Origin of the sequence: Homoserinibacter gongjuensis, from assembly GCF_030161875.1 — a bacterium.
GTDB classification, from domain to species: domain Bacteria; phylum Actinomycetota; class Actinomycetes; order Actinomycetales; family Microbacteriaceae; genus Homoserinibacter; species Homoserinibacter gongjuensis.
On the sequence record NZ_BSVA01000001.1, the window covers coordinates 1,086,135 to 1,110,248 of the forward strand.

Below are 24,114 nucleotides of genomic sequence, written 5' to 3' on the forward strand. Positions count from 1 at the left end.
GCGCGGTCACGTCAGTCCCCCGCCGATGCCGCGAGGCGATCGACGATCTCGTGGGCGTCGCGCAGGCTGTCGGCGCTGATGGTGGCCTCGACGGAGTCACGCTGGAAGAGCGGGAGGTCGTCGATCGAGATCGAGGTGGTCTGGTAGACGTGCGAGAGCGAGATCGGCCCGATCGACTGCTGCACGCCCTGGAAGATCGCCACGTTGCCGTCGCTCACCCCCACGAAGTAGTGCATCTGGGTCCAGCGGTAGCCGAGCCAGCCGGCCAGCACGATCGCGGCGGCGGCGAGGCCCACCCCCACGCCCCACAGGATGCGGCGGCGGATGGCGCGGCGGCGGTCCTCCTCGATGAGCTCGTCGAGGTAGCCCTCGCTCTCCGGCTCGAAGTGGGCATCGTCGGGCGGCGCGGGCTTGAGCGGGTGCAGCAGGAGAGTGGGAAGCCGGATCGGCTTGCGCACTTCCTCTTCCTCGGTTCCGAAGGTCAGCGGATGCGCGGCCGAGCCCACGAAGGTCGGTGCGGCCCCGAAGCCCCCTCGGTGTCGTCGATGTCGATGAGCAGCACCGTGACGTTGTCGGGCGCACCGTGGTCGAGGCTCTCCTTGACGAGGCGGTCGGCGGCACCCTGCGCCGTGCGGATGGTGCCGAGCACCTGCGCCATCTTGTCTTCGGAGACGTACCCCGACAGGCCGTCGGAACACAGCATCCAGCGGTCCCCGGGCCGCGTGTCGAACACGGCGGTGTCGATCTCGGGCGAGGCGTCGACATCGCCGAGCACGCGCATGAGCACGGCGCGGCGCGGATGCACGGCCGCCTCCTCGGGGGTGATGCGGCCCGACTCGACAAGTCGCTGCACGAAGGTGTGGTCGGTGGTCATCTGGGTGAGCTCGCCGTCGCGGAAGCGGTAGACGCGCGAGTCGCCGATGTGGGCGAGAGCCAGCTTGTCGCCCACCCGGGCGAGGGCCGACACGGTCGTGCCCATGCCGGTGAGCTCGTTGTGGTCGAAGACCGTCTCGGCGAGCAGGCCGTTCGCCGCGATGAGGGCATCGTGCAGCGCATGCACGGCGTCGTCGGGCGTCGGATAGGGCTGGTCGGCCTCGGCGATGCGCTGCGCCGCGATGTGGCTGGCGACGTCGCCGCCCGCGTGCCCGCCCATCCCGTCGGCGACGACGTAGAGGTGGCGGCCGAGATAGCCGGAGTCCTGGTTGCTCGCCCGGATCTTTCCGACGTGCGAGACCGCGGCGGTCGTGGGGATCGTCGCCACGCGTTACCGCCGCAGCTCGAAGCTCGTCGTGCCGATGGTGACGGTGGAACCGAGCGGCACGGGGGTGGGCAGGGTCACACGCGAGCCGTCGAGGAAGGTGCCGTTCGTGGAGTCGAGATCCTGGATGACCCACTCGTCGTTCCACAGCATGAGGCGCGCGTGGTGGGTGGAGGTGTAGTCGTCGCGGATGACGAGGCCCGATTCACTCGAACGCCCGATCGTGAGCTGCTCGGTGGGCAGCTCGATCTCCATGCCCTCCTTCGGGCCCGACGTGATGACAAGGCGCCGGGGCGTGCTGCCGCTCGCATGCGGCTGGGAGCGCACGGGTTCGGTGACGGCGGCGGGCGCGGGGTCGCGACGGCGACCGGCAGGGGAGAGGCGGGGAAGGGATCGGATGCCGCCTGCTGCGGCAGCTTGCGCGCCCGGTTGCCGAACAGGTCGGAGCGCAGGGCGTAGACGATCATGAACACGAACGCCCACATGAGGATCAGGAAGCCGATCCGCAATACGAGCAGCGTGAGTTCGCTCATCGTGTGGTCCCGTCGGGTCGGGTGAGCTCGGCGGCCTGCGCGAGCACGCGGAACACGATACGGGTACGGCCGACCTCGATCACGGAATCGGGCTGCAGCACGGCCTTCGTGACGGGCTGCCCGTTGAGCTTCGAGCCGTTCGTGGAGCCGAGGTCGTTGACCTGGCCGCGCGTGCCGTCCCAGAGGATCTCGACGTGCTTACGCGAGGTGCCGGTGTCGTCGAGGGTGATGTCGGCATCCGAGCCCCGGCCGATCACGGTGCGCCCCTTGCGCAACGGGTAGCGCTTGCCGGCGATGTCGAGCACGGGCGCCCAGACCACCTCGCCCTTGACGTTCTCGGAGTCGATGCGCACGACGCCGGCCGAGAGCCGTTCGTCGCGCTCGAGCCGGATGTCGATGCCGCCCGCGAAGCTATAGCGCTGGGCGGTCGCGTGCTGCTGCACGAGCTGCGTGAACTCGTCGACGAGCGCCGGACCGAGGCCCGTCATCCGCTCGTAGTCGGATGGCGACAGACGCACGACGAAACGGTTCGGTGCGAGGATGCGGTCGCGCGAGACGACGGCCGCCCTCGTGTCGAGCTCGCGGCGCAGGGCCGCGGTCACCTCGAGAGGCTGCAGACCGCTCTTGAAGGTCTTGGCGAACGCGCCGTTGACGACACGCTCCAAGCCCTTCTCGAATTCGTCGAGAATCCCCAAGGGTCTCCTCTCGGCGGCGCGGATGCGCCTTCCGGCTCTCTCGGACTCTCCGATGGTAGTCGGCTCGCCCGGGTGCCGGGTCAGCCGCGGGGCGCGGCCGTGTCGTCCGGGAGGCGGATGCGGCGCTCGCGGGGTGCCGCGAATCGTGCCAGTTGGTCGACTCCCGCGCACGAAGCGACCAACTCGCACGATTCCGCGGGGTCTCGCGGGGCTCTCGCGGTGGAGCGGATGCGGGGGCCGGTCATGGTAGTCTCGCTAGGCTGATCTGCTCCGGCGGGTCGCGCGCGCGAGTGGCGGAATTGGCAGACGCGCTGGCTTCAGGTGCCAGTGCCCGCAAGGGCGTGGGGGTTCAAGTCCCCCTCGCGCACCACGAGGGGTTTGTGTATCTCACGGACCCCTCTTTGCGTATCTACTGTGGCGCTGGGTCGGGCTCGACGCCTAGGTTGAGGGCGGATTTTCGGGCCGTCAGCGCCGAAGTTCGAGGTTGATCAGTGGCGTGCTGGATCGGTCGTGCCGGTTTGACGCTCGCCGGTCGAGGTTTCCAGTGTTCGGGCACGACGACTAGCGCCGCTGGTGAGCGGCGCTAGTGGGTGGGGGATGGCCTTACGTGCGGTTGGGGAATCGGGTGGTGCGGCCGTCTTGGGGCATCTTGATGAGCCAGGCCTGTTTCTTTGCCTCTTGGCATTTCGCTCGGGCGCTCTTCTCGGCCCGGAAGGGAGAGGTCGACTTGCGAGGCCCTTCCAGCCGGTTCAGGAAGGTGATGATCTTGCGGATGTTGCCGGAGACGACCGCAAGGGTGGCCATCAGGTATTGGTAGGCGTAGCCGCGACCGCCTCGCCGACCTGCGTTCGCGGCGTCTTCGTGGCTGGAGTTCTTGATGTGGGAGTTGACGTGCTCGACCGTGGACCGGAGGCCGTACCAGCGCTTCCAGGTGTGTGACTTGTAGGGGTATCGCTGCTGTAGCTTCGCCTGCTTGCTGAACTTGCCGGTGTAGAGGATTTCCGCGGGCGGGAACATGACCGTCGTCTGCTTGCGAGCGCCGGTCGCGGTGGTGATGGTGAGCTCGTGGTCCTCAGGCAGTATGTACTGCTGCCGGCCGTCTGGGCGGGGTCGGCCCTTGGGCTTGAGCCGGTACTGCTCGCGGGATGCGAGGCGCGCGTCGCGGCGGGCGTTCGCCGCGGCGCGTCTCTTCTCGCGCTCTGGGCGAGGCAGGCGTTCCGCGGCGATCTTCTCGAGTTCTTCCTGGTAAAGCTGGACCGCGTTGATGCTGGTAGTGGTCATGGTGTCGAGGTACCACTGTCCTTCGACGAGGATGAAGCGGTCGTGCGAGGCGGCCTTGCCGAGCTGAGGCGTTCGGGTATGACGACAACGGCGCGACCACGACGCGTCCCGGTCAGGCACTGGTGTATGACGTCGAGGGTCGGTTATCGACGTTGACGACCTCCGCTGGTGCGCAGTCGAACGTGTATGACGCGACCGGGAAGCTGTTGTTGCAGATCGATCCGGTCAAGGGCGCCACGCTCTATCTGGGTGACACGCAGTTGCGGAAGCCTGTTGGGTCGAACTCGGTGAGTGCGCAGCGGATCTACTCGATCGCAGGCACGGCGTTCGTGGAGCGGTCCAGCGATCCCGCGGCCACCGGCGTGGTGTGGTTGGCGACGGATCCGCAGGGCACGGTGGGTGATCAGGTGAACGCGGCCACTGGCGCTCGTGCAGTGATTCGGCTGGATCCGTTCGGTCGCGCGCGTGGCTCATCAACGTCTGCCTGGGCGGATGGGCGTGGGTTCTTGAATGCGCCGGTGGATGCCGCGACTGGGCTGATCCGCTTGGGGTGCGCCTATACGACAGCACCCTGGGCAGGTTCTTGTCGGTAGATCCGGTGCTGTCTCCCGCGAATCCGCAGCAGAACAACGGGTACAGCTACGCGGCGAACAACCCGGTCACCTACTCCGACCCATCGGGTGGCTGCTATCTGGGCGGGGGTGACACCTGTGTTCATGACAGACCGGCGAAGAAGAAGACGGGCACCACGACGCCGTCGTCTTCGTCGCAGCAGCCGAGTGCGAAGGAGGACGCGCCCGCGAAGAAGGCGGCCAAGCAGGAAGAACAGTGGTGGAACCCGTTCTCCATCCCGGTATCAGCGGGCCGGGGGGACAGTCCCGCGGGGCGCGGATGTGGATCACACGATCGACTTGCAGCTCGGGGGTCTCGATGACATCACCAACATGGCACCGCTGGATGCGTCTGTGAACCGGAGTCTTGGGTCCCAGGTAATGTGGCAACTGCGTGGTGTTCCAACTGGAACATGCGTGGTCGCAGTGACGATCTGCTGAGGTGGCAAGGAATGTTCGAACGATTCATCGGGCGATACGCGGCAGGGCACTCGTGGCAGGCAAATGGCCGTGAGGTGCCGGACTTCGCACTGCGGGACGTCGACGGCTATAAGGCCTTTATGAGCGCGTTTGCTGGTGCGACTTTTGGCAGCGGGCTCTATCGCGTTCATGACGCGGAGTCGACGACGGAGTCAAAGTCGTCGATACGCGGCCTGTTCCCTGCCCTAGCTGAGCGACTGCATCCGTTCGCATATGACTGGCTTGGCCGGCATTTCGCTCTCGATACAGGCCGAACATTGGGTGGTGTGCCGCAGGTCATGATGCTTGAGCCGGGTACCGGAGAGGCGCTTGAAATTCCGGTGGACTTCATCCGCTTCCACAACGAAGAACTTGTCGACCTCGCTGAGCCAGCACTTGCTGTCGACTTCTTTTCCCAGTGGCGCGCAGACGCTGTAGCCGCCGGCCTGGATCGTTCGGAGTGCGTCGGTTATCGCGTGCCACTCTTTCTTGGGGGCACCGATAGCGTTGACAACTTGGAGCGGTGCGACATGGCCGTCTATTGGAGCTTGTGCACGCAACTGCTGGCGGCAGCGCGTTCAGCGGAACCCGGCACGCGGGTCACCGGCCTTCACGGAGAGTAGCGGCAGGAGGCGGCGGTCGCGCGGTACTCGCGGGAGAGATGAAGGGTTTGCCGGGGTTGTAGTGACGAGTTCGGTCGATCGTGTGCAGCAGGAGACCGCTGCGAGGTTCGGTGTCCTTGCTCAGCTCCCCGCGGCTGGCGCCAGGGTCGGGATTTCTAGAAGTGTTCGCGATCAGGTATGGCCGCTCAACGCCCTGCGCCATGCGCCAGAACCGGGCACTTCGGGGTGGTTCATCTGGGCCGGGGGAGATTAGTGCAGATCCCGACTACTTCGTGCCGCTTCATGTTTCACACCTGGAGGAATGGTGCCCCGAGATGGTCCCCTATCTCGGGCTGCCCCCGGGCTGGCGGGTGCTTCTCGCGCCTGGACATGAGGACGTCTGGTACGACGAATCGCTGCTGGAGCCGGATCCCGGCCTTTGAACGCACTAGCCTCCGAACGGATGTTTGGGTAGTGCCAGTCGAGACTTCACGTTTCGTCATCCGCCGCGACTCTGCGGCCAACCCGCGTGGGACCGCTGAGGTCTGGGTGACTCTTCTGGTTAGGCCGCAGTTGCGGCCTGTTTGGTCATGATGGCTTCGAACTCGACCGGGGTCAACCGGCCGAGTGCTTGCTGTCGTCGTCGGCGGTGGTAGGTCCGCTCGATCGAGGTCGCGATCGCGAGCCGCAGCTCGAGTCGGGTGGCCCAGGTGCGGGTGTTGAGGACGTTCTTCTGCAGGTTCCCCGAGGCGATCGACAACCCGATCGGTGGCGAGGAAACCGGGGCACCTCACGGCCGCAGATCCCAGAGAAGGGGGAATAACCCAATCCGTCTCTGGCGGAAAAGCTCATGCACTCGCATCCCGATTGCCTCTTTCGGCTTCTCGGTTGATACAAGACGCAGGCGGGGAGCATCTCTGCGAGGTCAGCGAGATGCCGGCGGCTGGTCGTGCTGCCTGCGTGACGGCATGCAGCGGGGGTTCAGCTCCGCGCTCGCGCCGAAGCGGGCGTGCGAGAACTGCGTCGTGCCGCGCATAGAGCCGTCATGGACATGAACATGGCTTTCGTCATCGCCCCCACCGCCGAGTACATCCGCGCCTTCGAGAAGCTCGCGATCGAGCTCGGCTGCGAAGCAAGATTCAGCACAGACGAGGCCGGCACCCTCAGTGTGACGACCACGTTGATCGAACCATGGGTGCTCGCCCTGGTCCTCACCGTCGAGGACGAGCCCGATGAGAGCCTGTCACGCTGATGCAACGCAGCGCACCCACCACCAACCCTCTTCCCCCGAGGACGTCTCGGTCGCGGGGCTTGCAGCGGTCGCCGCATCGCCGACCCAGTGCAGCGCGCCGCAGCTGCCTACCAGCCGCGACTGCCGGAGAGGCTCCGCGACGTGCTCGCCACAGACCGAGACCCGGGCGCCATCGAAAGTGCCCAGCGATGACGGGGCTACGGAGATACGCAAACACCTCACCACGAGAGGGACCTGCGATCACGCAGGTCCCTCTGTGCATCTTCGAGCCCCCGGGGGCGCCGGCCGGGTCCTCTCGCCCGGTGGCGTGTTCGCGCCAATCGCGCCATCCGCTGCATCGGGTTCGTCATGATGGGGCCGTCCGCACGGTGTGCGGGCGCACCCGACTGAGCGAGCCAGGGGGACACATGGCGCACACCCGCATCCGCACGCGTTCGGCCGGCTTGGCGGCCGCCGCGCTCGTCCTCGGCGGGTTCGTCGTGGCCGCGAGTGCACCGGGCCCGGCGAGGGCCGCGACGCCCGAGCTGGTCGACACCTTCTCGGTCGGGTACTTCCCGTTCGCGCTCGCGGTATCGCCCGACGGCGGCACGCTCTACGTCGCCAACGCGGGGGATGGCACCGTGATGGCTGTCGACACGGCCACGGGCACGGCAGGGCCCCCATCTCGGTCGGCGACTTTCCCGCGTCGCTCGCGCTGACCCCCGACGGCTCCGTTCTTTACGTGGCGAACATGTGGAGCGACGATGTGAGCGTGGTCGACACGGCCGCGAACGCCGTCACCGCGACAGTCCCCGTCGGCTCGTCGGCCTTCGTGTTCCCGTATGCAGTGGTCGTCTCGCCCGATGGGTCGGCGGCCTATGTCGCCAACTACGACGAGGGCACCGTCTCGCTCATCGACACCGCGAGCAACACCGAGACGGCGACGATCAGCGTGGGCAACATCCCTCTTTCGGTGGCGATCTCTGCCGATGGCGCCCGGCTCTATGTCGTGAACCTCGATGACGGGACGGTCTCGGTGATCGACACGGCCAGCGTGGCGGTCACTGCGACGGTGGCTGTCGGCGGTACCCCGAATGCGGTCGCCGTGTCGCCGGACGGCGCGATCGTCTACGTCACGAACGACGACGGCACGATCGCCGTGATCGACGCCGCCTCGAACACCGTCGCGGCGACGGCGCCCTCGGGGGCCTCCCGACCGCGATCACGGTGTCGCCCGACGGCGCGAGCCTCTTCGTCGTCGACGGGGATGACGAGGCGCTCATGGTCGTGGATGCGGCGACCCTCGCAGTCACCGCGACGGTGGACGTCGGCCTCTCGCCGACCGCCGTGGTCGTCTCGCCGGACGGCTCGACCGTGTACGTGGCGAACGCCGACAGCGACTCGATCTCGGCGGTGCGTCTCGTCGCACCCGCGCCGGCGGATGCGGGCACCGCGGAGCTCGCCGACACGGGTCTCGACGCCGGCTCGACCGCGGCCGGTCTGGGCCTGATCGCCATGGGCATGCTGGCCCTCGTGGTGCATTGCGTGGCGCGAGCCCGGCAGCGAACGGAGAACCCCTGCGCGGATGAGCTCGGCGCCTCCCTGCCGCGTCAGGCCGAGGCGGGGTGCTCGCGTCGTTCGGCGGCGAGGATCGTGTCGAGCACGCCGGGAGCGCGCGCGTTCAGGTCGTCGCTGCGCAGCGAGCTGAGGATCGCCGTGCCCTGGTAGCGCTGGCTGATCAGGCCGGCCTCGCGCAGCACTCGGAAGTGGTGGGTGCGTGTCGATGGCGCGACGGGCAGGGCGAAGCGGCTGCATCTCTGTTCGGCGGGGCCGTCGGCGAGTTGCCGGATGATGGAGCGCCGAAGCGGGTCGGCGAGCGCCGCGAGCACGCCGTCGAGCGTGATCTCACTCGGCTCAGGGTGTTCGAACTCGCGCACGGATCCTCCACCTTCAAGTGTAGCTACTTCGGCGACTTTCGTATTACGATGAATGTCGTATTTCGATAAGGCTCGTAATTCGCGTGCTGCGCGATCCTGAGGAGAAGAAGCATGAGAGTCCTGCTCACCGGAGCATCCGGTTTCATCGGCCAAGCGGTGCTCGCTGCGCTCCGCGCGGCAGGCCACGGCGTCGTCGCACCGGTGCGCAGTATCGCGTCGGCCGACCGCGTCGCGGCGGTCGGAGGTGTCGCGATCCAGGGCGACGTGACCGACGTCGACTGGTTCGCCGAGCAGCTCGTCTCGGTCGATGCGGCCGTTCACGCGGCCACGCCGGGTGACGGCTCCAGTGCGGACTTCGACGCGCGGGTCGTCGACGGAGTGCTCGCCGCTTTCGCCGCGACAGGAAAGCCCTACCTGCATACGAGCGGCATCTGGTTGTGGGGCTCGAACCCGCGCATCGACGAACACGATCCGCTCGACCCGCCTGCGCTCACCGGCTGGCGGGTGCCGATCGAAGAGCGCCTGCTGCAGGCTGATATCGTCGCCACGATTCCGGCACCCGGCATCGTGTACTCGGGCCGCCGCGGACTCCCCGGCCTGCTCGCCACATCCGATGAGCCGCACTCCCCGTGCGACTCATCGGCGACGGACGCCAGCACTGGGCGACGATCCACGCGCACGATCTGGCGAGCCTCTATGTGCACCTGATCGAGCGCGCCGAGCCGTTCGGGCGCATCGTCGCCGTGTCGGGGCAGAACCCCACCGTCCGCGAGATCGCCGCGGCGGCGGTCGGTGCCACGGGCTTCGTCGCGGAGACCCCGGACGCCAGTCGCGCGCGACTCGGCGCGGACTTCGCCGACGCCCTCCTGCTCGATCAGCAGGCGACGGGCCAACGCGCTCGCGACCTCGGCTGGCATCCCGCGCGGCCGTCGCTGCTCGAGGAGCTGCGCGCGACACGCTGACCGGGAGGGCCCGCATCCGCCCCTGCGCCCTACTCCTCGGCGGGGATCGGCTCCGCCGGCAGCTTGCGCACCCGCGCCCGCCGCCGACGACGCTCGGGGATCATCCCGCGCATCTCCTCGAGCTTGCCGAAGCACAGCAGCCGGTCGCCGGCCTCGAGCACGACGCCCTTGCGCGGATTCGGGATGACGTTGGTGCCGCGGTGCAGCGTCAGCACGGTGATGTCGCGCTCCCACAGGCCCGACTCGCCGAGGGTCTTGCCCACGAGCTCCGCATTGCCGTGCACGAGCAGCTCGGCCACGCCGTAGCCGGTCGAAACCGAGAGCCGTTGGCGCACGTCGATCTCGGGGAACGCCACCTGCCCGGCGATGTAGTCGATGATCGCGCCCGCGACATCCAGCTGGGTGGCCGTCTCGATGCCCTGCAGCCCGGGCGAGGAGTTGACCTCCATCACGAGCGGGCCGTCGGCGCCCTCGAGCATGTCGACGCCCGCGACGCGCAGGCCCATGATCTGGGCCGATCGCACCGCCGCCTGGGCGTACTCGGGCGGCAGGTCCACCGGCTCGACCGTTCCGCCGCGGTGCACATTGGAGCGGAACTCGTCGCCCGCCGCCGTGCGCCGCATCGCCGCGACCACCCGGTCGCCCACGACGAGGGCGCGGATGTCGCGGCCGCGGCTCTCGGAGACGAACCGCTGGATGAGCACGTTCTGGTTCGTGGAGTGCAGGGTCTCGATGATCGCCTCGGCGACCTTCACCTCGGGCGCGAGGATCACGCCGATGCCCTGCGTGCCTTCGAGCAGCTTGATCACGACGGGCGCACCGCCGACCTGCGCGATCGCGGGGCGCACATCCGCTCGGTTGCGCACGAACGCGGTGGCCGGCATGCCGATGTTGTGGCGCGACAGGATCTGGTTGGCGCGCAGCTTGTCGCGCGCGTTCGAGATGCCGTTCGCGGTGTTGGGCGTGTAGACGTCCATCTGCTCGAACTGCCGCACGACGGCGGTGCCGAAGTAGGTGATGGAGGCGCCGATGCGCGGGATGATCGCGTCGTAGTCGCTCAGCGGGCGCCCGCGGTACTGCAGGTCGGGCTCGTCGCCTGAGAGGTCGATCGCGAAGCGCAGGGTGTTGAGCACCTTCACCTCATGCCCGCGCTGCAACGCGGCGGCGCGCAGGCGCTGCGTCGAGTACGCCCGAGGGGCGCGCGAGAGGATCGCGAGTTTCATGGGAGCGGCCTGCCAAGATGGTGCGGTGAGCGAGAAGACCCATTCAAACACCCTTGCCGGGTGGCGTGAATGGGTGCAGCTTCCCGAGGTCGGCGTGCCCTGGATCAAGGCGAAGCTCGACACCGGCGCGCAGACTTCGTCGATCCACGCCTACGACGTCGAACCCTTCGATCGCGACGGCACCGCGTGGGTGCGGTTCGGCATCCGTCCGTGGCAGGAATCGGATGCCGACGAGGTCGTCGTGGAGTGCCCGGTTCACGATGTGCGCCGCGTGCGCAGCTCATCGGGCCACGTCGACGAGCGCTTCGTGGTGATCATGAAGCTCGTGCTCGTGGGCCACGAGGTCGACGCCGAGGTGACGCTCAGCAACCGCGACGCGATGGGGTTCCGGATGCTGATCGGCCGTGAGGCGCTCAGTCGCGGCTTCGTCGTCGACTCGGCGCGGTCGTTCCTCGGCGACCGCGCGCCGCGGCCCATGCGGCGCCGCAACCGCGGCGACGCATAGGGGCCTGGCCGCCGCCTCAGTCGGCGAGGATGAGGTACAGCGCGCGACGCGCCTCGTCGAGCTTCTGGATCGCGGCAGCACGCTGGGCGTCGGTCGCGGCGTGGTGGAACTGGCCGACCACGCCCATGAGCTTGCCCACGCTCTCGTGGAACGCGAGCTCCTGGGCGCTGCGCTTCGGAGCGCCGGATTCCCACGCGCGCGTGAGCTCGTCGGCGTTCTCCTTCACGTAGGCCCGACCGGCCTCGGTGAGGGCGTACTCGGTGCGCCGGCCCTCGCCGACGGCCTCGATGAGCTCCTCGTCGACGAGCTGCTGCAGCGTCGGGTAGACCGAGCCGGGGCTCGGGCGCCAGACGTCGGCGGACCGCTCGGCGATCGTCTTGATCACGTTGTAGCCGTTGGAGGGGCCCTCGGAGAGCACCGAGAGGATGACGGCGCGGATATCACCGCGCCCGGCACGACCCCGCCCGCGTCCGCGTCCGCGGCCGAAGCCGCCGAACGGGGGCATGCCGCGCATCGGCGCGTGCACGCCCCACTCGGCGTGCGGGCCGTGGGCGGCGGGGTTCTGGGGGTCGTGGTGGAACATGGCATCGCGCTCGTGGCGCGGGAAAGCCTGAGGGTTCATGATCGATCTCCTTCATGTAGATCATGGCGCCGCGAGATATCGCGACCCGTCAACGATATATCGCAACCTATCGCGAGCGCAAGTGCCCCTGGAGATCGGGCGGGTCGCCGCGTAGGGTGGCACCCATCCGGGGAGACAGACCCTTCCGGTACCCACCGTGAGGAGGGCCGAGATGGAGCCGGCGGGCGGCGTCGCCCTCGATGCCGCCGAGACACGACGAACGCACTGGCGTGGCGCCCTCATCGGCGTCGGCGTCGCGATCGCGGCCGGTCTGCTCACGGTGATCGCCCCCAATCGGCCCATGCTGACGACGAGCCGGGCCTCGCCGGATCACTCGTGCACAGCCTGTCGTCGGGGGTCACGCAGGTCGTCGACCCCGTGGTGGCGCCCCTCCCGGATGCGCGCGAGCTGCCCGTCGTGGGCGGTCTCGTCGGCGAGGTGGTCGACAGCCGTCCCGTCAGCACCGTGACCGCTCCGGTTTCAGGCCTTGTCGATAGCCTGCTCGGCGACACGGTCGGCTCGCTGCCGGTGCTCGGCGGGGTGCTCGGCGATACGCCGCTCGGCTCCGTCACGCAGCCCGTGAGCGGCGTCGTCGACGGCACGCTCGGCCAGCTGGCCGGCACGGCGGGCGACGCGGATGCGGCACCCGCCGCACCCGGTGTCGACAGCGGCACCATCGCATCCGGCGCGGCAGCCGTACTCGGATCCGCACTCGTCGGATTCGCCGGCGATCTTCCCTTCATCTCCCACGCCGGCGACCTCGCCGTCGTAGGCGCGGTCGGCGCCGAGGGCCTGTTCCACGGGCCCGTGAGCGCTCCGGGCGATCTCACGCCCACCTCCGCAGTCACCGCGGGCGGGCCGCCGATCGGCCTGGCCGCCGCGGTGCTCGGCGCCGGCCTGCTCTTCGTCCTCGCCTGCGGACGCCTCGGCGCCGCTGGCGTCCGGGCGCATCCCTCGCCCGTTTTCGCCACCGACACCTCGCCCGACTGATCGGGAACGGGTCCGCCTGCGCGCTGCGCGTGGGTCGACCTTCTGCCGCGCGCGTCCCCGGATGCGCGTCGACACCCGTTCCGCGCGTCCGACCGGATGCGTGCAGATCAGACCAGGCAAGGAGCCGGAATCATGAACAAGTACGTCTCACGAGGGCTATGGACAGTCCTCGTCACGGGGGCTTCATGGCCCTCGGAGTCGGCGTCGCGCACGCCGATACGGGAACCACAGGCGAGGATGGCATCGCCTCGGGCACGCAGGGGATCCTCGGCATCGAGCTCCCCGTGCAGCTCGGCGGCAACGCCGTCTCGCTGCTGGGTGACGCCCACAGCTCGGGCGCCTCCACGAGTGCGCCCGCAGCGGATGCCGGCACGGCATCCGGCGGCACCACGAGCGGGAGCGATTCGGTGGCCGGCGGCACGCAACTGCTGCCCGAGCTCGGGGTTCCGATCACCCTCGGCGGCAACTCGATCTCGGTGTTCGGCGACGCGTCGAGCAGTGGATCGGCGACCGCGGCGGGTGGTTCGGATGATGCTGCCGCGTCGTCGGGGGCGACCGACGGCACGAACGGCGTGCTTGCGGGCAGCCAGGTGCTGGGCGATGCGGCGCTGCCCGTGACGCTCGGCGGTAACGCCATCTCGGTGCTGGGGAACGCGTCGAGCGACGACGCGAGCACCGCATCCGGTTCCGCCACGAGCGATCAGGAGGGATCGACGAGTGGAACCGACAGCACGCTGGGGGAACGCAGCTGCTCGCGGATGCCGGGGTGCCGGTGACGCTCGGCGGCAACGCGATCTCGCTGCTGGGGGATGCGTCGAGCACGGGCTCGGCGACGGCTCCCGGCACCTCGGGAAGCACGGGTGGTGATGCCGGTTCCGGCGGCACGGATGGCACGGCCGGCACACTGGCGGGAACGCAGCTGCTGTCGGATGTCGGCATTCCGCTGACGCTCGGCGGCAACGCCATCTCGGTGCTCGGCACGGCCTCGACCGATGGGTCGACGACCGTGCCCGGAACCGACCCGGGCACCGACCCCGGCACCGATCCGGGAACGGACCCCGGCACCGACCCGGGCGCTGACCCCGGAACCGACCTGCCGACCTTCGCGCTCGCAGCGGATGGCGCGGTGCTTCCGTGGACCGGGGTCGACGACGGGATCGCCGCGCTCGGCATGGCGGCGGTGCTGCTGACGGTCGGCGGCGTGCTGCTGCTGCGCCGGGCGAGCACGCACCGGCGCTGAGGCGCGGCACCGCGGGCACACGGGCCGCAGGTCCGCCTTCGAGCGGCACTGTGACACCGTGTGACCCGCGGTGACGGTCTGTGACCGGCGTTCTCGACGCACACGGCGGGGCGCGGCAACATGCTCGGGTGACCGAGCAGACCGCGCCCCGCCAGATCCGTTTCAACGCGTTCGACATGAACTGCGTCGCCCACCAGTCCTCCGGCATGTGGCGCCACCCCGACGACCGCTCGGAGACCTACAAGGACATCGAGTACTGGACCGGGCTTGCGCGGTTGCTCGAGCGCGGCAGGTTCGACGGCATCTTCATCGCGGATGTGCTCGGCACCTACGACGTGTACGGCGGCAGCAACGAGGGCGCGATTCGCCACGGGGCGCAGGTGCCCGTGAACGACCCGGTGCTGCTCGTGTCGGCCATGGCCGCGGTGACCCGCCACCTCGGATTCGGGGTGACCGCGGGCACCGCGTACGAGCATCCGTATCCCTTCGCCCGCCGCATGTCGACGCTCGACCACCTCACCAAGGGCCGGGTCGGCTGGAACGTCGTGACCGGCTACCTGCCGAGCGCGGCCCGCAACATGGGTCACGACGACCAGCTCGAGCACGACGACCGCTACGACCACGCCGACGAGTACCTCGAGGTGCTCTACAAGCTGTGGGAGGGCTCGTGGGAGGACGACGCCGTCGTGCGCGACCGCGAGACGGGGGTGTTCACCCGGCCGGAGAAGGTGCACGAGATCCGGCACGAGGGCCGGCACTTCACGGTGCCCGGCATCCACATCTCGGAGCCGTCGCCGCAGCGCTCGCCCGTGATCTACCAGGCGGGGGCCTCGCCGCGGGGCATCGCGTTCGCGGCCGGCAACGCCGAGGCGATCTTTGTGGCGGCGCCGACCAAGGAGGTGCTGCGCGCGACGGTGTCACGCATCCGGGGCGCCCTCGAGGCGGCGGGGCGCGACCGCTACGCCGCGCGCATCTACACGCTCGTGACGCTCATCACCGACGAGACCGACGAGAAGGCCCAGGCCAAGTACGAGGACTACCTGCGCTACGCCTCGCCCGAGGGGGCGCTCGTGTTCATGTCGGGCTGGATGGGCATCGACCTCTCGAAGTACGACCTCGACGAGCCGGTGGGCAACGTGGAGTCGAATGCCATCCGCTCGGTGATCCAGAACTACGAGGAGTCGGCGAAGAACGGCGAGGAGTTCACAGTGCGTGACATCGCCGTGGGCGGCGCGATCGGCGGCCTCAGGCCGACCTTCGTCGGCGGTGCCGAGACGATCGCCGACCTGCTGCAGGAGTGGGTCGAGTACACCGACGTCGATGGTTTCAACCTCGCCTACGCCATCACGCCCGGCACCTTCGAAGATGTCGTGGAGTACCTGGTGCCGGTGTTGCAGGCGCGCGGGGCGTACCCGTCCGAGTATGCGGAGGGCACGCTGCGCCACAAGCTGCACGGTCGTGGCGATCGGCTGCCCGAGGAGCACCGCGGGGCCCGCTACCGCATCGGCGGCGAGCTCTCGACCGCGGTCGCGACCACCTCGGAGCGCGCCGCCGTCTCCGTCTGACTGCAGTCGGGGCGTAGCTGGAGCCGCGACCCGGTGGCGGGAGAAACGACCCCCGCCGCGGTGCCGTTACCCCGCTGCGCGACCTCGGCATCCGGCGCTGGGTCCGCATCCGCGTCTGCCGTCACCGGAACGAGGCGACGGATGAGGAAGCCCCAGCCGAGCGCGACGAAGAACATCAGCACGCCGTAGACCGCGCCCGGCAGCGACATCTCGACGCTGCCGATGACGGTCTGGGCGATCACGATCGCGAGCGTCGCGTTGTGGATGCCGATCTCGAACGAGCTCGCGACCGCCTGCCGCGGCTCGACGCGGAACAGGCGCGGCACGAGGAAGCCGATCGCGAGCGAGAGCAGGCAGAACACGACCGTGATGAGGGCGAGGCGCCCGATGTTGTCCATGAGCAGCTGCCAGTTCGACACGACCGCGCCCGCGATCACGATGGCGAGGATGAGCATCGACGCGATGCGCACGGGCTTGTCCATGCGGGTGGCGAAGCCCGGCTTCCACCAGCGCACGAGCATGCCGAGCACGACCGGCAGCAGCACGATCGCGAACACCTCGACGGCCTTCGCGAACTGCACACCGAGCTCGTCCTGCCCGGGCATGAACCACAGGATCGCGAGGTTCGTGATGAGCGGCAGCGTGAACACCGCGATCACCGAGTTGACGGCGGTGAGCGAGATGTTGAGCGCCACGTCGCCCCGGAACAGGTGGCTGTAGAGGTTGGCGGTGGTGCCACCGGGGAGGCGGCCAGCAGCATCATGCCCACGGCGAGCACGGGCGGCAGCTGGAAGAGCACCACGAGGCCGAGGCACAGCGCGGGCAGCAGCACCAGCTGGCACACGAGCGCGATCACGACGGCCTTCGGATGCTTCGCCACGCGGGCGAAGTCGGCCGGCCGGAGCGAGAGGCCCAGTCCGAACATGATGATGCCGAGGGCGACGGGCAATCCGATGGAGGTCAACGCTGATCCCATGGCTGCATCCTGTCGGATGCGGCGCGTTCTCGCACGTAGACAGGCTTGTCGTTGCCTCCGCGAGAGTACGCAGTTTGGTGCCGTGCGCGCGGCGTGTCGCCCGCAAAGTACGTACTCTCGCGGAAGGTGGCGGGATGTCGAGGATGCGTGGCGGAGGCGGAGGGCGCGTGCCGGCCGGGGCGCCGCTAGCGTCGGCGGCATGACCGACACGCTCGCCGCATCCGCCGTCTCGCGCCTCAGCGCTGCCGAGCGGGAGGCCGCCGTCGCGCACTTCGCCGCGAAGCTGCGCTACGAGACCGACGCCTCGGATGTCGCGGCGGCCATGGCCGCGGGCGAGCGGCTCGTGCTCGTCGACACCCGCAACCTCGCCTCCTGGAACCAGGGGCACGCGGCCGGTGCCGTGCACCTGCCCCGGCTCGAGGTGGCGGAGCGGGCGCCGCGCGAGATCCCGCTCGACACCCCGGTCGTCGTCTACTGCTGGAGCCCCGGCTGCAACGGCGCCGACAAGGCGGCCCTCGAGTTCGCGAAGCTCGGCTACGAGGTGCGGCTCATGATCGGCGGCTTCGAGTACTGGGCGCGCGAAGGCTACGACGTGGAGTCGGATGCGGGCCCCGTGCTGCGCGGGGTCGACGCGCTCGTGGGGCCGGTCGCCGACGGCGTCGCCGACGACTGCGGCTGCTGAGGCGTGCCACCTACATGGCGGATCGCGCCCTGGCCGGCCCGCGCGGGCTCAGGGCGTCGATTCGCCATGTAGCCGGAACGCGGAGCGCGTCAGACGGCGAGTTCGGCGAGCAGCTCGTCGGCCGTGTCGGCGACGGCGATCGCGCCGGCGGCCTCGGCGGGTGAACCGTACCCCCAGGTGACGAAGATCGTCGGCACCTCGTGCGCCGCGGCGCCCTCGACGTCGTGGATGCGGTCGCCCACCATCACGGGGCGCTCGACCTCGGAATTCAGCGCGAGGCGGCGCAGGGCCTCCTCGACGACATCCGGCTTGGCGCTGCGCACCTCGTCTTCCGAGGCTCCGGTGATCTCGGTGAACGCGTCGCTGATGCCGAAGTGGTCGAGGATGAGCCGCGCCGCCGACTCGGGCTTCGAGGTCGCGAGCGACAGCGGCACTCCCGCGTCGTGGATGTCACGCAGCACCTCGAGCACGCCGGGGTACGGGGTCGCGTCGAAGACGCCCACCTCGGTGTAGTGCTCGCGGTAGAGGGCGTGGGCGTAGCGCGACTCGTCGGCGTCGAGCTTGGCGAGGTCGCGGAACGAGTCGAGCAGCGGCGGCCCCACCCACTTGAGCAGCTCGGCGGGCGGGGGAACCGGAATCCGCAGCTGCTCGTAGGTCCAGGCGAGACTCGCGAGGATGCCCGGCGCGGAGTCGACGATCGTGCCGTCGAGGTCGAACAGCACGGGGGTGAAGCGGGGGCTCATGGGAATCGGGCTCTCGGGTCGGGGTCGGGTCGGGTAACGATGGGGTGCTCAGAACAACCGGGCGTGCCCGGTCTCTAGACCCCGCATGGCGTCGTAGTCGAGCACGAGGCAGCGGATGCCGCGGTCCTCGGCGAGGGTGCGCGCCTGCGGCTTGATCTCCTGGGCGGCGAACACGCCGGTGACGGGCGCGAGCAGCGGGTCGCGGTTCATGAGCTCGAGGTAGCGGGTGAGCTGCTCGACGCCGTCGATGTCGCCGCGGCGCTTGATCTCGACGGCGACGCTCGCGCCCTCCGCATCGCGGGCGAGGATGTCGACGGGCCCGATCGCGGTCATGTACTCGCGGCGCACGAGCGTGTGCCCTCCCCGAGCAACTCGATCTGCTCGGCGAGCAGCCGCTGCAGGTCGGCCTCCACGCCGTCTTTCTGCAGGCCGGGGTCGATGCCGAGCTCGTGCTCGGAGTCGTGCAGGATCTCGTGGATCGAGATCACCAGCAGGTCGGCGGTCTTGGCGTTGGCGACGCGCCACAGCTCGACGACGCCGGCGGAGGCGCGCTCCTCGTCGACCTCGTCGACGGTGAAGGTCGTGGGCGGGCTCATCCAGTTGAGCGGCTTGTAGCTGAGCGAATCGGAGTGCACGAGCACGCTGCCGTCGGCCTTCACGACGAGCAGACGGGTGGCGAGCGGCAGGTGTGCCGAGAGGCGTCCGGCGTAATCCACCGAGCACCGGGCGACGACGAGTCTCACTCTTCCACGTTAGTCGGCGCGCCTGGGGGCCGCCGCCGCCGCGGTTCCGCGACCGTCGCCGTTCGCGACGGGTAGAGGTTCCGTCGCGCTCGGGCGACAATGGGCCCGTGCGTGGGTACACGGTCGATGAGGTCCGGCAGGCAGAGGCGCCGCTGTTGGCAGCGGGCGCCCCGCTCATGGCGCGTGCCGCGGCGGCGCTCGCGGATGCGGTGTCGAGCGAGCTGAGCACGCGCGGTGTGCGGGTGCGCGACGCGCGCGTGCTCCTGCTCGTGGGCACGGGCGACAACGGTGGTGACACCCTGTTCGCGGGCGCCCTCCTGGCCGGACGCGGTGCCCGCGTGTCGTACCTGCCGCTCGGCTCGCGCGTGCACTCCGCGGGTGAGGCCGCCGCGCTCGAGGCCGGCGCGATCCGTGTCGCCGACGCGCCCGACACCGCGGAGTTCCACGCCGTGCTCGACGCCGCCGACGCGATCCTCGACGGGATCGTCGGCATCGGGGCGGGCGCCGGCTCGGCGCAGGGGGTCGGGCTCCGCGGGGCGGCGCGCACGGCGGTCATGTTCGCACGTGAGCGCGTGGTCGAACGCGAGGGCGCCTTCCGGTGGCCTTCGCGGTCGACGTGCCCAGTGGCATCCATCCCGACACCGGCGAGGTTCCCGAAGCGGATGCCGTGCTGCCCGCCGACGTGACGGTCACGTTCGGTGCGTGCAAGGTGGGCCTGCTGCGCGCACCGGCCGAGGTGGTCGGACGCATCGAGCTCGTCGACATCGGGCTCGGGCTGGAGCCCTGAGCCCCAGACCTCGAGCTGCCGCTCAGACCTCGAGCTCTTCCTCGGCGTCGAGCTCGGCCGCGAGTTCGGCCAGCAGACGGCTGGCGGCCCGCCGGTCGCCCGCCGTCACGACTCCGCGACGCGCGACCGCGAGGATGAGCGACTCCCAGCGCACGTCATCGAGGTGCGCGGGCGCGACGCCGCGTGCCGCGAGCTCGAGATGCTGCTCGATCTCCGCGGCCGTGGGCAGCGGCTCGCGCATGGCAGTCCTTCCGCGGTCGGGTATCCGCGTAGATTTCCTCAGGATAGCCCCGCAGGCGAGGGACGGGCAGTCCCGCGAACGGGGGAGCGCCGGAGCGCGGAACGCGTGCTCAGGCGGGAGCGTCGGCCGCGGCGAGCTGGCCGCACGCGCCGTCGATCTCCTTGCCGCGCGTGTCGCGCAGCGTCGTCGGGATGCCGGCGGCCTCGAGGCGTGCGATGAACTCGGCCGTGACATCCGGATCCGAGGAGGTCCACACCGAACCGGGCGTCGGGTTGAGCGGGATGGGGTTCACATGCACCCAGCCGCGCCCGCGTTCGTTGAGCTTCTGCGCGAGCAGCTCGGCGCGCCAGGCGTGGTCGTTCATGTCCTTGATGAGGGCGTACTCGATCGACACGCGGCGGCCGGTGACCTCGAAGTAGTGGCGCGCGGCATCGAGTGCCTCGTCGACCTTCCAACGCGAGTTCACCGGGATGAGCTCGTCGCGCAGCACGTCGTCGGGTGCGTGCAGGCTGAGGGCGAAGGTGAGCGGCAGGTCCTCGTCGGCGAGCTTGCGGATCGCGGGGGCGAGACCGACCGACGACACCGTGATCTGCCGCGCCGACATCCCGAGCCCGTTCGGCTGCGGGGCGACCATCGTGCGCACGGCCTTCATGAGGCGGTTGTAGTTGGCGAGCGGCTCGCCCATGCCCATGAAGACGATGTTGGTGACGCGCGCGCTGGAGCTTGGAGCGGAGGCCATTTCTGGCCTCCGCCGCGACGCCAGCGCCGACGCCCGTCCCGGGCGTCGGTCCGACTTGCGGCCGGGCCACTCCGCCAGCTCGCCCGCGGCGATCGCGCGGTTCGCCTCCACGACCTGCGCGACGATCTCGGCCGCCGACATGTTGCGCGTGAGACCCGCCTGGCCGGTGGCGCAGAACGGGCAGTTCATGCCGCATCCGGCCTGGCTCGACACGCACAGCGTGACGCGACCCGGGTAGCGCATGAGCACCGACTCGACGAGCGCGCCGTCGAAGAGTCGCCACAGGAACTTGATCGTCTCGCCGCCGTCGGTGCGCAGGCGCCGCACCTCGGTGAGCAGCGGCGGCAGCATCGCGGTGACGAACTCGTCGCGGCCGTCGGCCGGAAGGTCGGTCATCTGCGCGGGGTCGGTCGTGTAGTGGGTGAAGTAGTGGGTGCTGAGCTGCTTCGCGCGGAAGGCGGGGAGGCCGAGCTCGACGACCTTCGCGGCGCGCTCCTCGGCGGTGAGGTCGGCGAGGTGCGTGGGCGGCTGGGTGCGGCGCGGGGAGGCGAACTGCAGCTTGGGGCGCCCCTCGGCATCCAGCTGCTGGGTCCATCCCTCGGCGCGGGGGCGCACCTGCTTGATCTCGCTCACCGCCCGATTCTCGCAGGTCGTGCCTGGGTGGAGTGGCCCAAACGCTGCAGCGTTCGGCAGCGGGCGGCAGGATTCGCTGTGTCTCGGCGGCAACCGCTACAGCGTTTGCGCCATCCAGCGGGTGCCGAGTGCCCGCGCGCCGAGCGTCAGAGCGCGGATGCCGTAGAAACCCACGCAGTACGCGAGCTGGATCGCGAGCACCGCGGCCGGCGCACCCGCCTCGGCCGGCGTCTGGGCGGCCCACCACAGCAGCGGCACATAGACCACGAGGTTCACGAGACCCGCGAGCGCGAGGTAGCGGCCGTCGGCGGCACCGATCAGCACGCCGTCGAGCACGAACACGAGGGCGCCGAGCGGCATCGTCGCGGCGACCACCCACGCGCCGACGGGCACCGCGGCGATCACCCCGCCATCCGACGAGAACACGTAGCCGAGCCACGGCGCAACACCGGCGAGCACGGCCCCGAACACGACTCCGGATGCCACCCCCAGCCGATCAGACGGCGCACGGTCGCGCGCACCTCGCCCGGTGTGCCGGCGCCGAGGTCGAACCCGATCATCGCCTGCGCCGCGATCGCGAAGGCGTCGAGGGCGAGCGCGAAGAGGAAGGTGAGCTGGAAGAGCACCTGGGTGGAGGCGAGGGTCACGGTGCCCAGTCCCGTGGCCGACACGGTCGTGGCGACCAGGGCGACCCTCAGGGTGAGGGTGCGCAGCAGCATCCACCCGCCGGCGCGCGCCGCCGCCGCCACCCCGGGCAGGCCGGGGCGCACGTCGGCCCCCTCGCGGCGGGCGTGCCGCACCGCGATCACGAGACACGCGGCGGCCATGCCCCACTGCGCGATCACCGTGCCGATCGCCGAACCGGCGATGCCCCAGCCGGCGCCGTAGATGAGAACGGCGTTGAGCACGCCGTTGGCCGCGAACCCCGCGACAGCGATCACGAGCGGCGTGCGGGTGTCTTGCAGCCCGCGGAACAGTCCGGTCGCGGCGATCACGGCGAGCATGGCGGGGATGCCGAGACTCGAGATCCCGAGATAGAGGGCGGCGAGCTCGGTGACGCGCGGGGTGGCGCCGAACGCGGCGGCGAGCGGATGGGCGGCGAGCGGTCCGACGACGGCGAGCACCAGCCCGAGGGCGAGCGCGAGCCAGATGCCGTCGATGCCCGCGCGCACCGCACCCGCCCGGTCACCGGACCCCAGCATCCGGGCGACCGCGGGGGTCGTCGCATAGGCGAGGAAGACGAGCAGGCCGATGGCGGTCTGCAGCACCGTGCTCGCGATGCCGAGACCCGCGAGGGGATCGACGCCGAGGTGACCGACGAGCGCGGTGTCGGTCGCGAGGAAGAGCGGCTCGGCCACGAGCGCACCGAGCGCCGGCACGGCCAGGCCCAGGATGCGGCGGTCGATCGCTCTCACGCGTTCACGCTATCCGGGCGGAGAAGCTGTCGCGCGGCGGGGAAGTTGCTCCCGCCGAGTCAGCTCATCGGTTCTGATGCGGAGGGGCCGGATGCTGCGCCCGCGGCGGGTGCGTCGGTCGCGGTACCGGTACCGGCATCCGCAGTTGCCGGCCGGATGCCGCGCGGCGGCCGCGCCGCGGGTGCCGCGAAGGTCGCGAGCACGATGAGCACGAACACGATGATGAGCGCGTTGAGGATGCCGATGTGCTCGCCGACGACGCCGATGAGCGGCGGCCCGACGAGGAAGGCGCAGTAGCCGACGGTCGCGACGGCCGACACCCGAGCCGCCGCACGCACCGGGTCGTCGGCGGCGGCCGACATCGCCACCGGGAAGCCGAGCGAGGCGCCGAGCCCCCACAGCACGATGCCGGCGACGGCCACCGGGATGATCGGCACGAAGATCACGAGGGCGAGGCCCAGGGCGGCGGAGGCGCCGGTGGCCCACAGCACGGGCACGCGGCCGAAGCGATCGATGAGCGGTCCGCCCGCGATGCGTCCGACCATCATCGCGGCGGTGAAGAGCGTGAACAGGGCCGCACCTTCGCCGTTCGCGAGACCGCGGTCGTCGACCATGCCGAGCGCCAGCCAGTCGTTGGCCGAGCCCTCGGTGAAGGCCATGCCGAGCGCGATGAGACCGATCGCGAGGGTGCGCGGCTCGAGCCAGATCGACATCCGGTCGCGGAACGACACGTGGGCGACCTCTTCGCCCGTGTCGGCGTGCGTCGCGACCCGCGGGATCGCGCGCGGCGCGAGGAAGGCACCGAGCACGAGCAGCACGGCCATGCCGGCGGCGTGGAGGCCGACCGAGACGTGCTGGAAGACGAGCAGCGTGCCCACGCTCGTGCCGATCACCATGCCGGCGCTCCAGCTGGCGTGCAGCAGCGGCATGATCGTCTTTCCGATCACCTTCTCGACCGCCGCGCCCTCCACGTTCATGGCCACGTCGCAGATCGCGCTCCCGAACCCGTAGAGCGCCATGCCCACCACGACGAGGGCGAACGAGCCCAGCACCGAGGTGCCCACGCCGATCACGAGCAGGGCGACGGCGCACAGCACGAGCATGATGGCGATCGAGCGACGCCCGCCGAGCCACTGGATCACGTGACTGGCGAGTACGAGCCCCACGATCGATCCGATCGAGACTCCCAGGATCAGGTAGCCGACCCACGACACGGGCAGCTCGAGCTGGTCGCGGATGCTGGGGATGCGGATCGCCCAGGTCGCGGCCCCGAGGCCGTTGAGGGCGAACACGGCGAAGACGGCGTTGCGCCAGGCGATCGCGTGGGTGGGGCGGGAGGTCGTGGTCATGCGGATCCGGTCGAGGTCGTGTGGGGTGAGGTGGCAGTGCGAGGCCGCCGACGGTGTCGAATCGATTCGATCGAAACGATTCGAGTAGGCTA

At 70.0% G+C, this 24,114-nt stretch carries 29 protein-coding genes, 1 tRNA gene and 6 pseudogenes; 19 read left to right on the plus strand and 17 right to left on the minus strand.

What is annotated here, in order from left to right; genetic code table 11:
* Window positions 1–11: 11 nt before the first annotated feature.
* From QQK29_RS17840 to QQK29_RS05910, 4 genes and pseudogenes are all read right to left on the minus strand, one after another.
* Window positions 12–458 (minus strand): hypothetical protein, encoded by a 447-nt coding sequence (locus QQK29_RS17840; protein ID WP_348533822.1) that lies wholly within the window; start codon window positions 456–458, stop codon window positions 12–14.
* A 23-nt stretch (window positions 459–481) separates the two neighbouring features.
* On the minus strand, window positions 482–1,261 hold the full coding sequence (locus QQK29_RS17845; protein WP_348533823.1) for a PP2C family protein-serine/threonine phosphatase: 780 nt from the start codon (window positions 1,259–1,261) through the stop codon (window positions 482–484).
* 3 nt (window positions 1,262–1,264) lie between these two features.
* A pseudogene (locus QQK29_RS18515) lies at window positions 1,265–1,791 on the minus strand (FHA domain-containing protein FhaB/FipA).
* Window positions 1,788–2,486, minus strand: a complete 699-nt coding sequence (locus tag QQK29_RS05910; RefSeq protein WP_284298604.1) for an FHA domain-containing protein — start codon at window positions 2,484–2,486, stop codon at window positions 1,788–1,790. The pseudogene QQK29_RS18515 and the gene QQK29_RS05910 overlap by 4 nt, the downstream one beginning before the upstream one ends.
* Window positions 2,487–2,770: 284 nt before the next feature.
* Between QQK29_RS05910 and QQK29_RS05915 the strand changes: the two genes are divergently transcribed.
* Window positions 2,771–2,856 (plus strand) — tRNA-Leu (locus QQK29_RS05915).
* 233 nt (window positions 2,857–3,089) lie between these two features.
* Here the strand turns inward: QQK29_RS05915 and QQK29_RS05920 are convergent.
* Window positions 3,090–3,887: a hypothetical protein gene (locus QQK29_RS05920; protein ID WP_284298605.1), complete on the minus strand. Its 798-nt coding sequence runs from the start codon at window positions 3,885–3,887 to the stop codon at window positions 3,090–3,092.
* Window positions 3,888–3,949: 62 nt separating this feature from the next.
* Here QQK29_RS05920 and QQK29_RS05925 point away from each other — a divergent pair, with 62 nt between their 5' ends.
* Complete coding sequence (locus QQK29_RS05925) at window positions 3,950–4,360, plus strand: hypothetical protein (protein ID WP_284298607.1); 411 nt, start codon at window positions 3,950–3,952, stop codon at window positions 4,358–4,360.
* 121 nt (window positions 4,361–4,481) lie between these two features.
* Here the strand turns inward: QQK29_RS05925 and QQK29_RS05930 are convergent, their stop codons facing one another.
* Window positions 4,482–4,616: a hypothetical protein gene (locus tag QQK29_RS05930; RefSeq protein WP_284298608.1), complete on the minus strand. Its 135-nt coding sequence runs from the start codon at window positions 4,614–4,616 to the stop codon at window positions 4,482–4,484.
* A gap of 214 nt (window positions 4,617–4,830) precedes the next feature.
* Here QQK29_RS05930 and QQK29_RS05935 point away from each other — a divergent pair, with 214 nt between their 5' ends.
* The 3 genes from QQK29_RS05935 to QQK29_RS18525 all read left to right on the plus strand — a co-directional run bounded on the left by QQK29_RS05935 (window position 4,831) and on the right by QQK29_RS18525 (window position 5,882).
* Entirely contained in the window at window positions 4,831–5,460 is a 630-nt protein-coding gene (locus QQK29_RS05935) for a T6SS immunity protein Tdi1 domain-containing protein (protein ID WP_284298610.1), read from the plus strand.
* Between the two features lie 82 nt (window positions 5,461–5,542).
* Complete coding sequence (locus QQK29_RS18520) at window positions 5,543–5,713, plus strand: immunity protein Imm33 domain-containing protein (protein ID WP_431308776.1); 171 nt, start codon at window positions 5,543–5,545, stop codon at window positions 5,711–5,713.
* Window positions 5,661–5,882 (plus strand): immunity protein Imm33 domain-containing protein, encoded by a 222-nt coding sequence (locus QQK29_RS18525; protein WP_431308662.1) that lies wholly within the window; start codon window positions 5,661–5,663, stop codon window positions 5,880–5,882. Before QQK29_RS18520 ends, QQK29_RS18525 begins: the two co-directional genes overlap by 53 nt.
* Before the next feature lie 119 nt (window positions 5,883–6,001).
* Here the strand turns inward: QQK29_RS18525 and QQK29_RS05940 are convergent.
* A pseudogene (locus tag QQK29_RS05940) lies at window positions 6,002–6,178 on the minus strand (IS3 family transposase); the annotation flags it as partial.
* Between the two features lie 270 nt (window positions 6,179–6,448).
* Here QQK29_RS05940 and QQK29_RS05945 point away from each other — a divergent pair.
* The 4 genes and pseudogenes from QQK29_RS05945 to QQK29_RS18535 all read left to right on the plus strand — a co-directional run bounded on the left by QQK29_RS05945 (window position 6,449) and on the right by QQK29_RS18535 (window position 8,398).
* On the plus strand, window positions 6,449–6,691 hold the full coding sequence (locus QQK29_RS05945) for a hypothetical protein (protein WP_284298612.1): 243 nt from the start codon (window positions 6,449–6,451) through the stop codon (window positions 6,689–6,691).
* 407 nt (window positions 6,692–7,098) lie between these two features.
* Window positions 7,099–7,389: a YncE family protein gene (locus QQK29_RS05950; RefSeq protein WP_284302046.1), complete on the plus strand. Its 291-nt coding sequence runs from the start codon at window positions 7,099–7,101 to the stop codon at window positions 7,387–7,389.
* Window positions 7,386–7,859: pseudogene (locus QQK29_RS18530) on the plus strand (cytochrome D1 domain-containing protein); the annotation flags it as partial. The gene QQK29_RS05950 and the pseudogene QQK29_RS18530, both read left to right, overlap by 4 nt.
* A 92-nt stretch (window positions 7,860–7,951) precedes the next feature.
* Complete coding sequence (locus tag QQK29_RS18535) at window positions 7,952–8,398, plus strand: YncE family protein (RefSeq protein ID WP_431308777.1); 447 nt, start codon at window positions 7,952–7,954, stop codon at window positions 8,396–8,398.
* On the opposite strand, the gene QQK29_RS05960 is transcribed toward QQK29_RS18535, so the two are convergent.
* Window positions 8,281–8,607, minus strand: a complete 327-nt coding sequence (locus QQK29_RS05960) for an ArsR/SmtB family transcription factor (protein WP_284298614.1) — start codon at window positions 8,605–8,607, stop codon at window positions 8,281–8,283. The two genes, QQK29_RS18535 and QQK29_RS05960, sit on opposite strands and share 118 nt — an antisense overlap.
* A 111-nt stretch (window positions 8,608–8,718) precedes the next feature.
* Between QQK29_RS05960 and QQK29_RS05965 the strand changes: the two genes are divergently transcribed.
* Together QQK29_RS05965 and QQK29_RS05970 are read left to right on the plus strand one after the other, a co-directional pair.
* Window positions 8,719–9,315, plus strand: coding sequence for an NAD(P)H-binding protein (locus tag QQK29_RS05965; protein WP_284298616.1), 597 nt, complete (start codon window positions 8,719–8,721; stop codon window positions 9,313–9,315).
* A complete protein-coding gene (locus QQK29_RS05970; RefSeq protein ID WP_284298618.1) occupies window positions 9,306–9,569 on the plus strand; it encodes a Rossmann-fold NAD(P)-binding domain-containing protein in 264 nt (87 codons plus the stop codon). Before QQK29_RS05965 ends, QQK29_RS05970 begins: the two co-directional genes overlap by 10 nt.
* Before the next feature lie 29 nt (window positions 9,570–9,598).
* Here the strand turns inward: QQK29_RS05970 and QQK29_RS05975 are convergent, their stop codons facing one another.
* Entirely contained in the window at window positions 9,599–10,792 is a 1,194-nt protein-coding gene (locus QQK29_RS05975; protein WP_284298620.1) for a RimK family alpha-L-glutamate ligase, read from the minus strand.
* A 25-nt stretch (window positions 10,793–10,817) separates the two neighbouring features.
* Between QQK29_RS05975 and QQK29_RS05980 the strand changes: the two genes are divergently transcribed.
* Window positions 10,818–11,297 (plus strand): ATP-dependent zinc protease family protein, encoded by a 480-nt coding sequence (locus tag QQK29_RS05980; protein ID WP_284298622.1) that lies wholly within the window; start codon window positions 10,818–10,820, stop codon window positions 11,295–11,297.
* A gap of 16 nt (window positions 11,298–11,313) precedes the next feature.
* Here QQK29_RS05980 and QQK29_RS05985 read toward each other — a convergent pair whose 3' ends face one another.
* Complete coding sequence (locus QQK29_RS05985; RefSeq protein WP_284298624.1) at window positions 11,314–11,919, minus strand: PadR family transcriptional regulator; 606 nt, start codon at window positions 11,917–11,919, stop codon at window positions 11,314–11,316.
* 336 nt (window positions 11,920–12,255) lie between these two features.
* Here QQK29_RS05985 and QQK29_RS05990 point away from each other — a divergent pair, with 336 nt between their 5' ends.
* From QQK29_RS05990 to QQK29_RS06005, 4 genes are all read left to right on the plus strand, one after another.
* Entirely contained in the window at window positions 12,256–12,909 is a 654-nt protein-coding gene (locus QQK29_RS05990) for a hypothetical protein (RefSeq protein WP_284298626.1), read from the plus strand.
* 185 nt (window positions 12,910–13,094) lie between these two features.
* Complete coding sequence (locus tag QQK29_RS05995; RefSeq protein ID WP_284298629.1) at window positions 13,095–13,685, plus strand: hypothetical protein; 591 nt, start codon at window positions 13,095–13,097, stop codon at window positions 13,683–13,685.
* Window positions 13,676–14,149 (plus strand): hypothetical protein, encoded by a 474-nt coding sequence (locus tag QQK29_RS06000; RefSeq protein WP_284298631.1) that lies wholly within the window; start codon window positions 13,676–13,678, stop codon window positions 14,147–14,149. Before QQK29_RS05995 ends, QQK29_RS06000 begins: the two co-directional genes overlap by 10 nt.
* A 176-nt stretch (window positions 14,150–14,325) precedes the next feature.
* The gene (locus tag QQK29_RS06005; protein WP_431308778.1) at window positions 14,326–15,714 is read left to right on the plus strand and encodes an LLM class flavin-dependent oxidoreductase; all 1,389 of its coding nucleotides are present in this window, start codon (window positions 14,326–14,328) and stop codon (window positions 15,712–15,714) included.
* On the opposite strand, the pseudogene QQK29_RS18540 reads toward QQK29_RS06005, so the two are convergent.
* Window positions 15,645–16,891, minus strand: a pseudogene (locus QQK29_RS18540) (bile acid:sodium symporter family protein). The gene QQK29_RS06005 and the pseudogene QQK29_RS18540 overlap by 70 nt on opposite strands.
* Here QQK29_RS18540 and QQK29_RS06020 point away from each other — a divergent pair.
* Window positions 16,890–17,372, plus strand: a complete 483-nt coding sequence (locus QQK29_RS06020; RefSeq protein WP_284298638.1) for a rhodanese-like domain-containing protein — start codon at window positions 16,890–16,892, stop codon at window positions 17,370–17,372. The pseudogene QQK29_RS18540 and the gene QQK29_RS06020 sit on opposite strands and share 2 nt — an antisense overlap.
* A gap of 89 nt (window positions 17,373–17,461) precedes the next feature.
* On the opposite strand, the gene QQK29_RS06025 is transcribed toward QQK29_RS06020, so the two are convergent.
* A complete protein-coding gene (locus QQK29_RS06025; protein ID WP_284298640.1) occupies window positions 17,462–18,115 on the minus strand; it encodes an HAD-IA family hydrolase in 654 nt (217 codons plus the stop codon).
* Window positions 18,116–18,163: 48 nt separating this feature from the next.
* Window positions 18,164–18,858 (minus strand): annotated as a pseudogene (gene nucS / locus QQK29_RS06030) (endonuclease NucS).
* A 107-nt stretch (window positions 18,859–18,965) separates the two neighbouring features.
* Between nucS and QQK29_RS06035 the strand changes: the two are divergent.
* The gene (locus QQK29_RS06035; RefSeq protein ID WP_284298642.1) at window positions 18,966–19,544 is read left to right on the plus strand and encodes an NAD(P)H-hydrate epimerase; all 579 of its coding nucleotides are present in this window, start codon (window positions 18,966–18,968) and stop codon (window positions 19,542–19,544) included.
* Entirely contained in the window at window positions 19,475–19,645 is a 171-nt protein-coding gene (locus QQK29_RS06040; protein WP_284298644.1) for a hypothetical protein, read from the plus strand. Before QQK29_RS06035 ends, QQK29_RS06040 begins: the two co-directional genes overlap by 70 nt.
* 22 nt (window positions 19,646–19,667) lie before the next feature.
* Here QQK29_RS06040 and QQK29_RS06045 read toward each other — a convergent pair whose 3' ends face one another.
* The 4 genes and pseudogenes from QQK29_RS06045 to QQK29_RS06060 form a co-directional block, all read right to left on the minus strand.
* Window positions 19,668–19,886 carry a hypothetical protein gene (locus QQK29_RS06045; RefSeq protein ID WP_284298647.1) on the minus strand — a complete coding sequence of 73 codons (219 nt, stop codon included), beginning with the start codon at window positions 19,884–19,886 and terminating at the stop codon, window positions 19,668–19,670.
* A 109-nt stretch (window positions 19,887–19,995) separates the two neighbouring features.
* Entirely contained in the window at window positions 19,996–21,258 is a 1,263-nt protein-coding gene (gene rlmN, locus QQK29_RS06050; RefSeq protein ID WP_284298648.1) for a 23S rRNA (adenine(2503)-C(2))-methyltransferase RlmN, read from the minus strand.
* 96 nt (window positions 21,259–21,354) lie between these two features.
* Window positions 21,355–22,673: pseudogene (locus tag QQK29_RS06055) on the minus strand (MATE family efflux transporter).
* A gap of 59 nt (window positions 22,674–22,732) precedes the next feature.
* Entirely contained in the window at window positions 22,733–24,022 is a 1,290-nt protein-coding gene (locus QQK29_RS06060; RefSeq protein ID WP_284298649.1) for an MFS transporter, read from the minus strand.
* Between the last annotated feature and the right edge of the window lie 92 nt (window positions 24,023–24,114).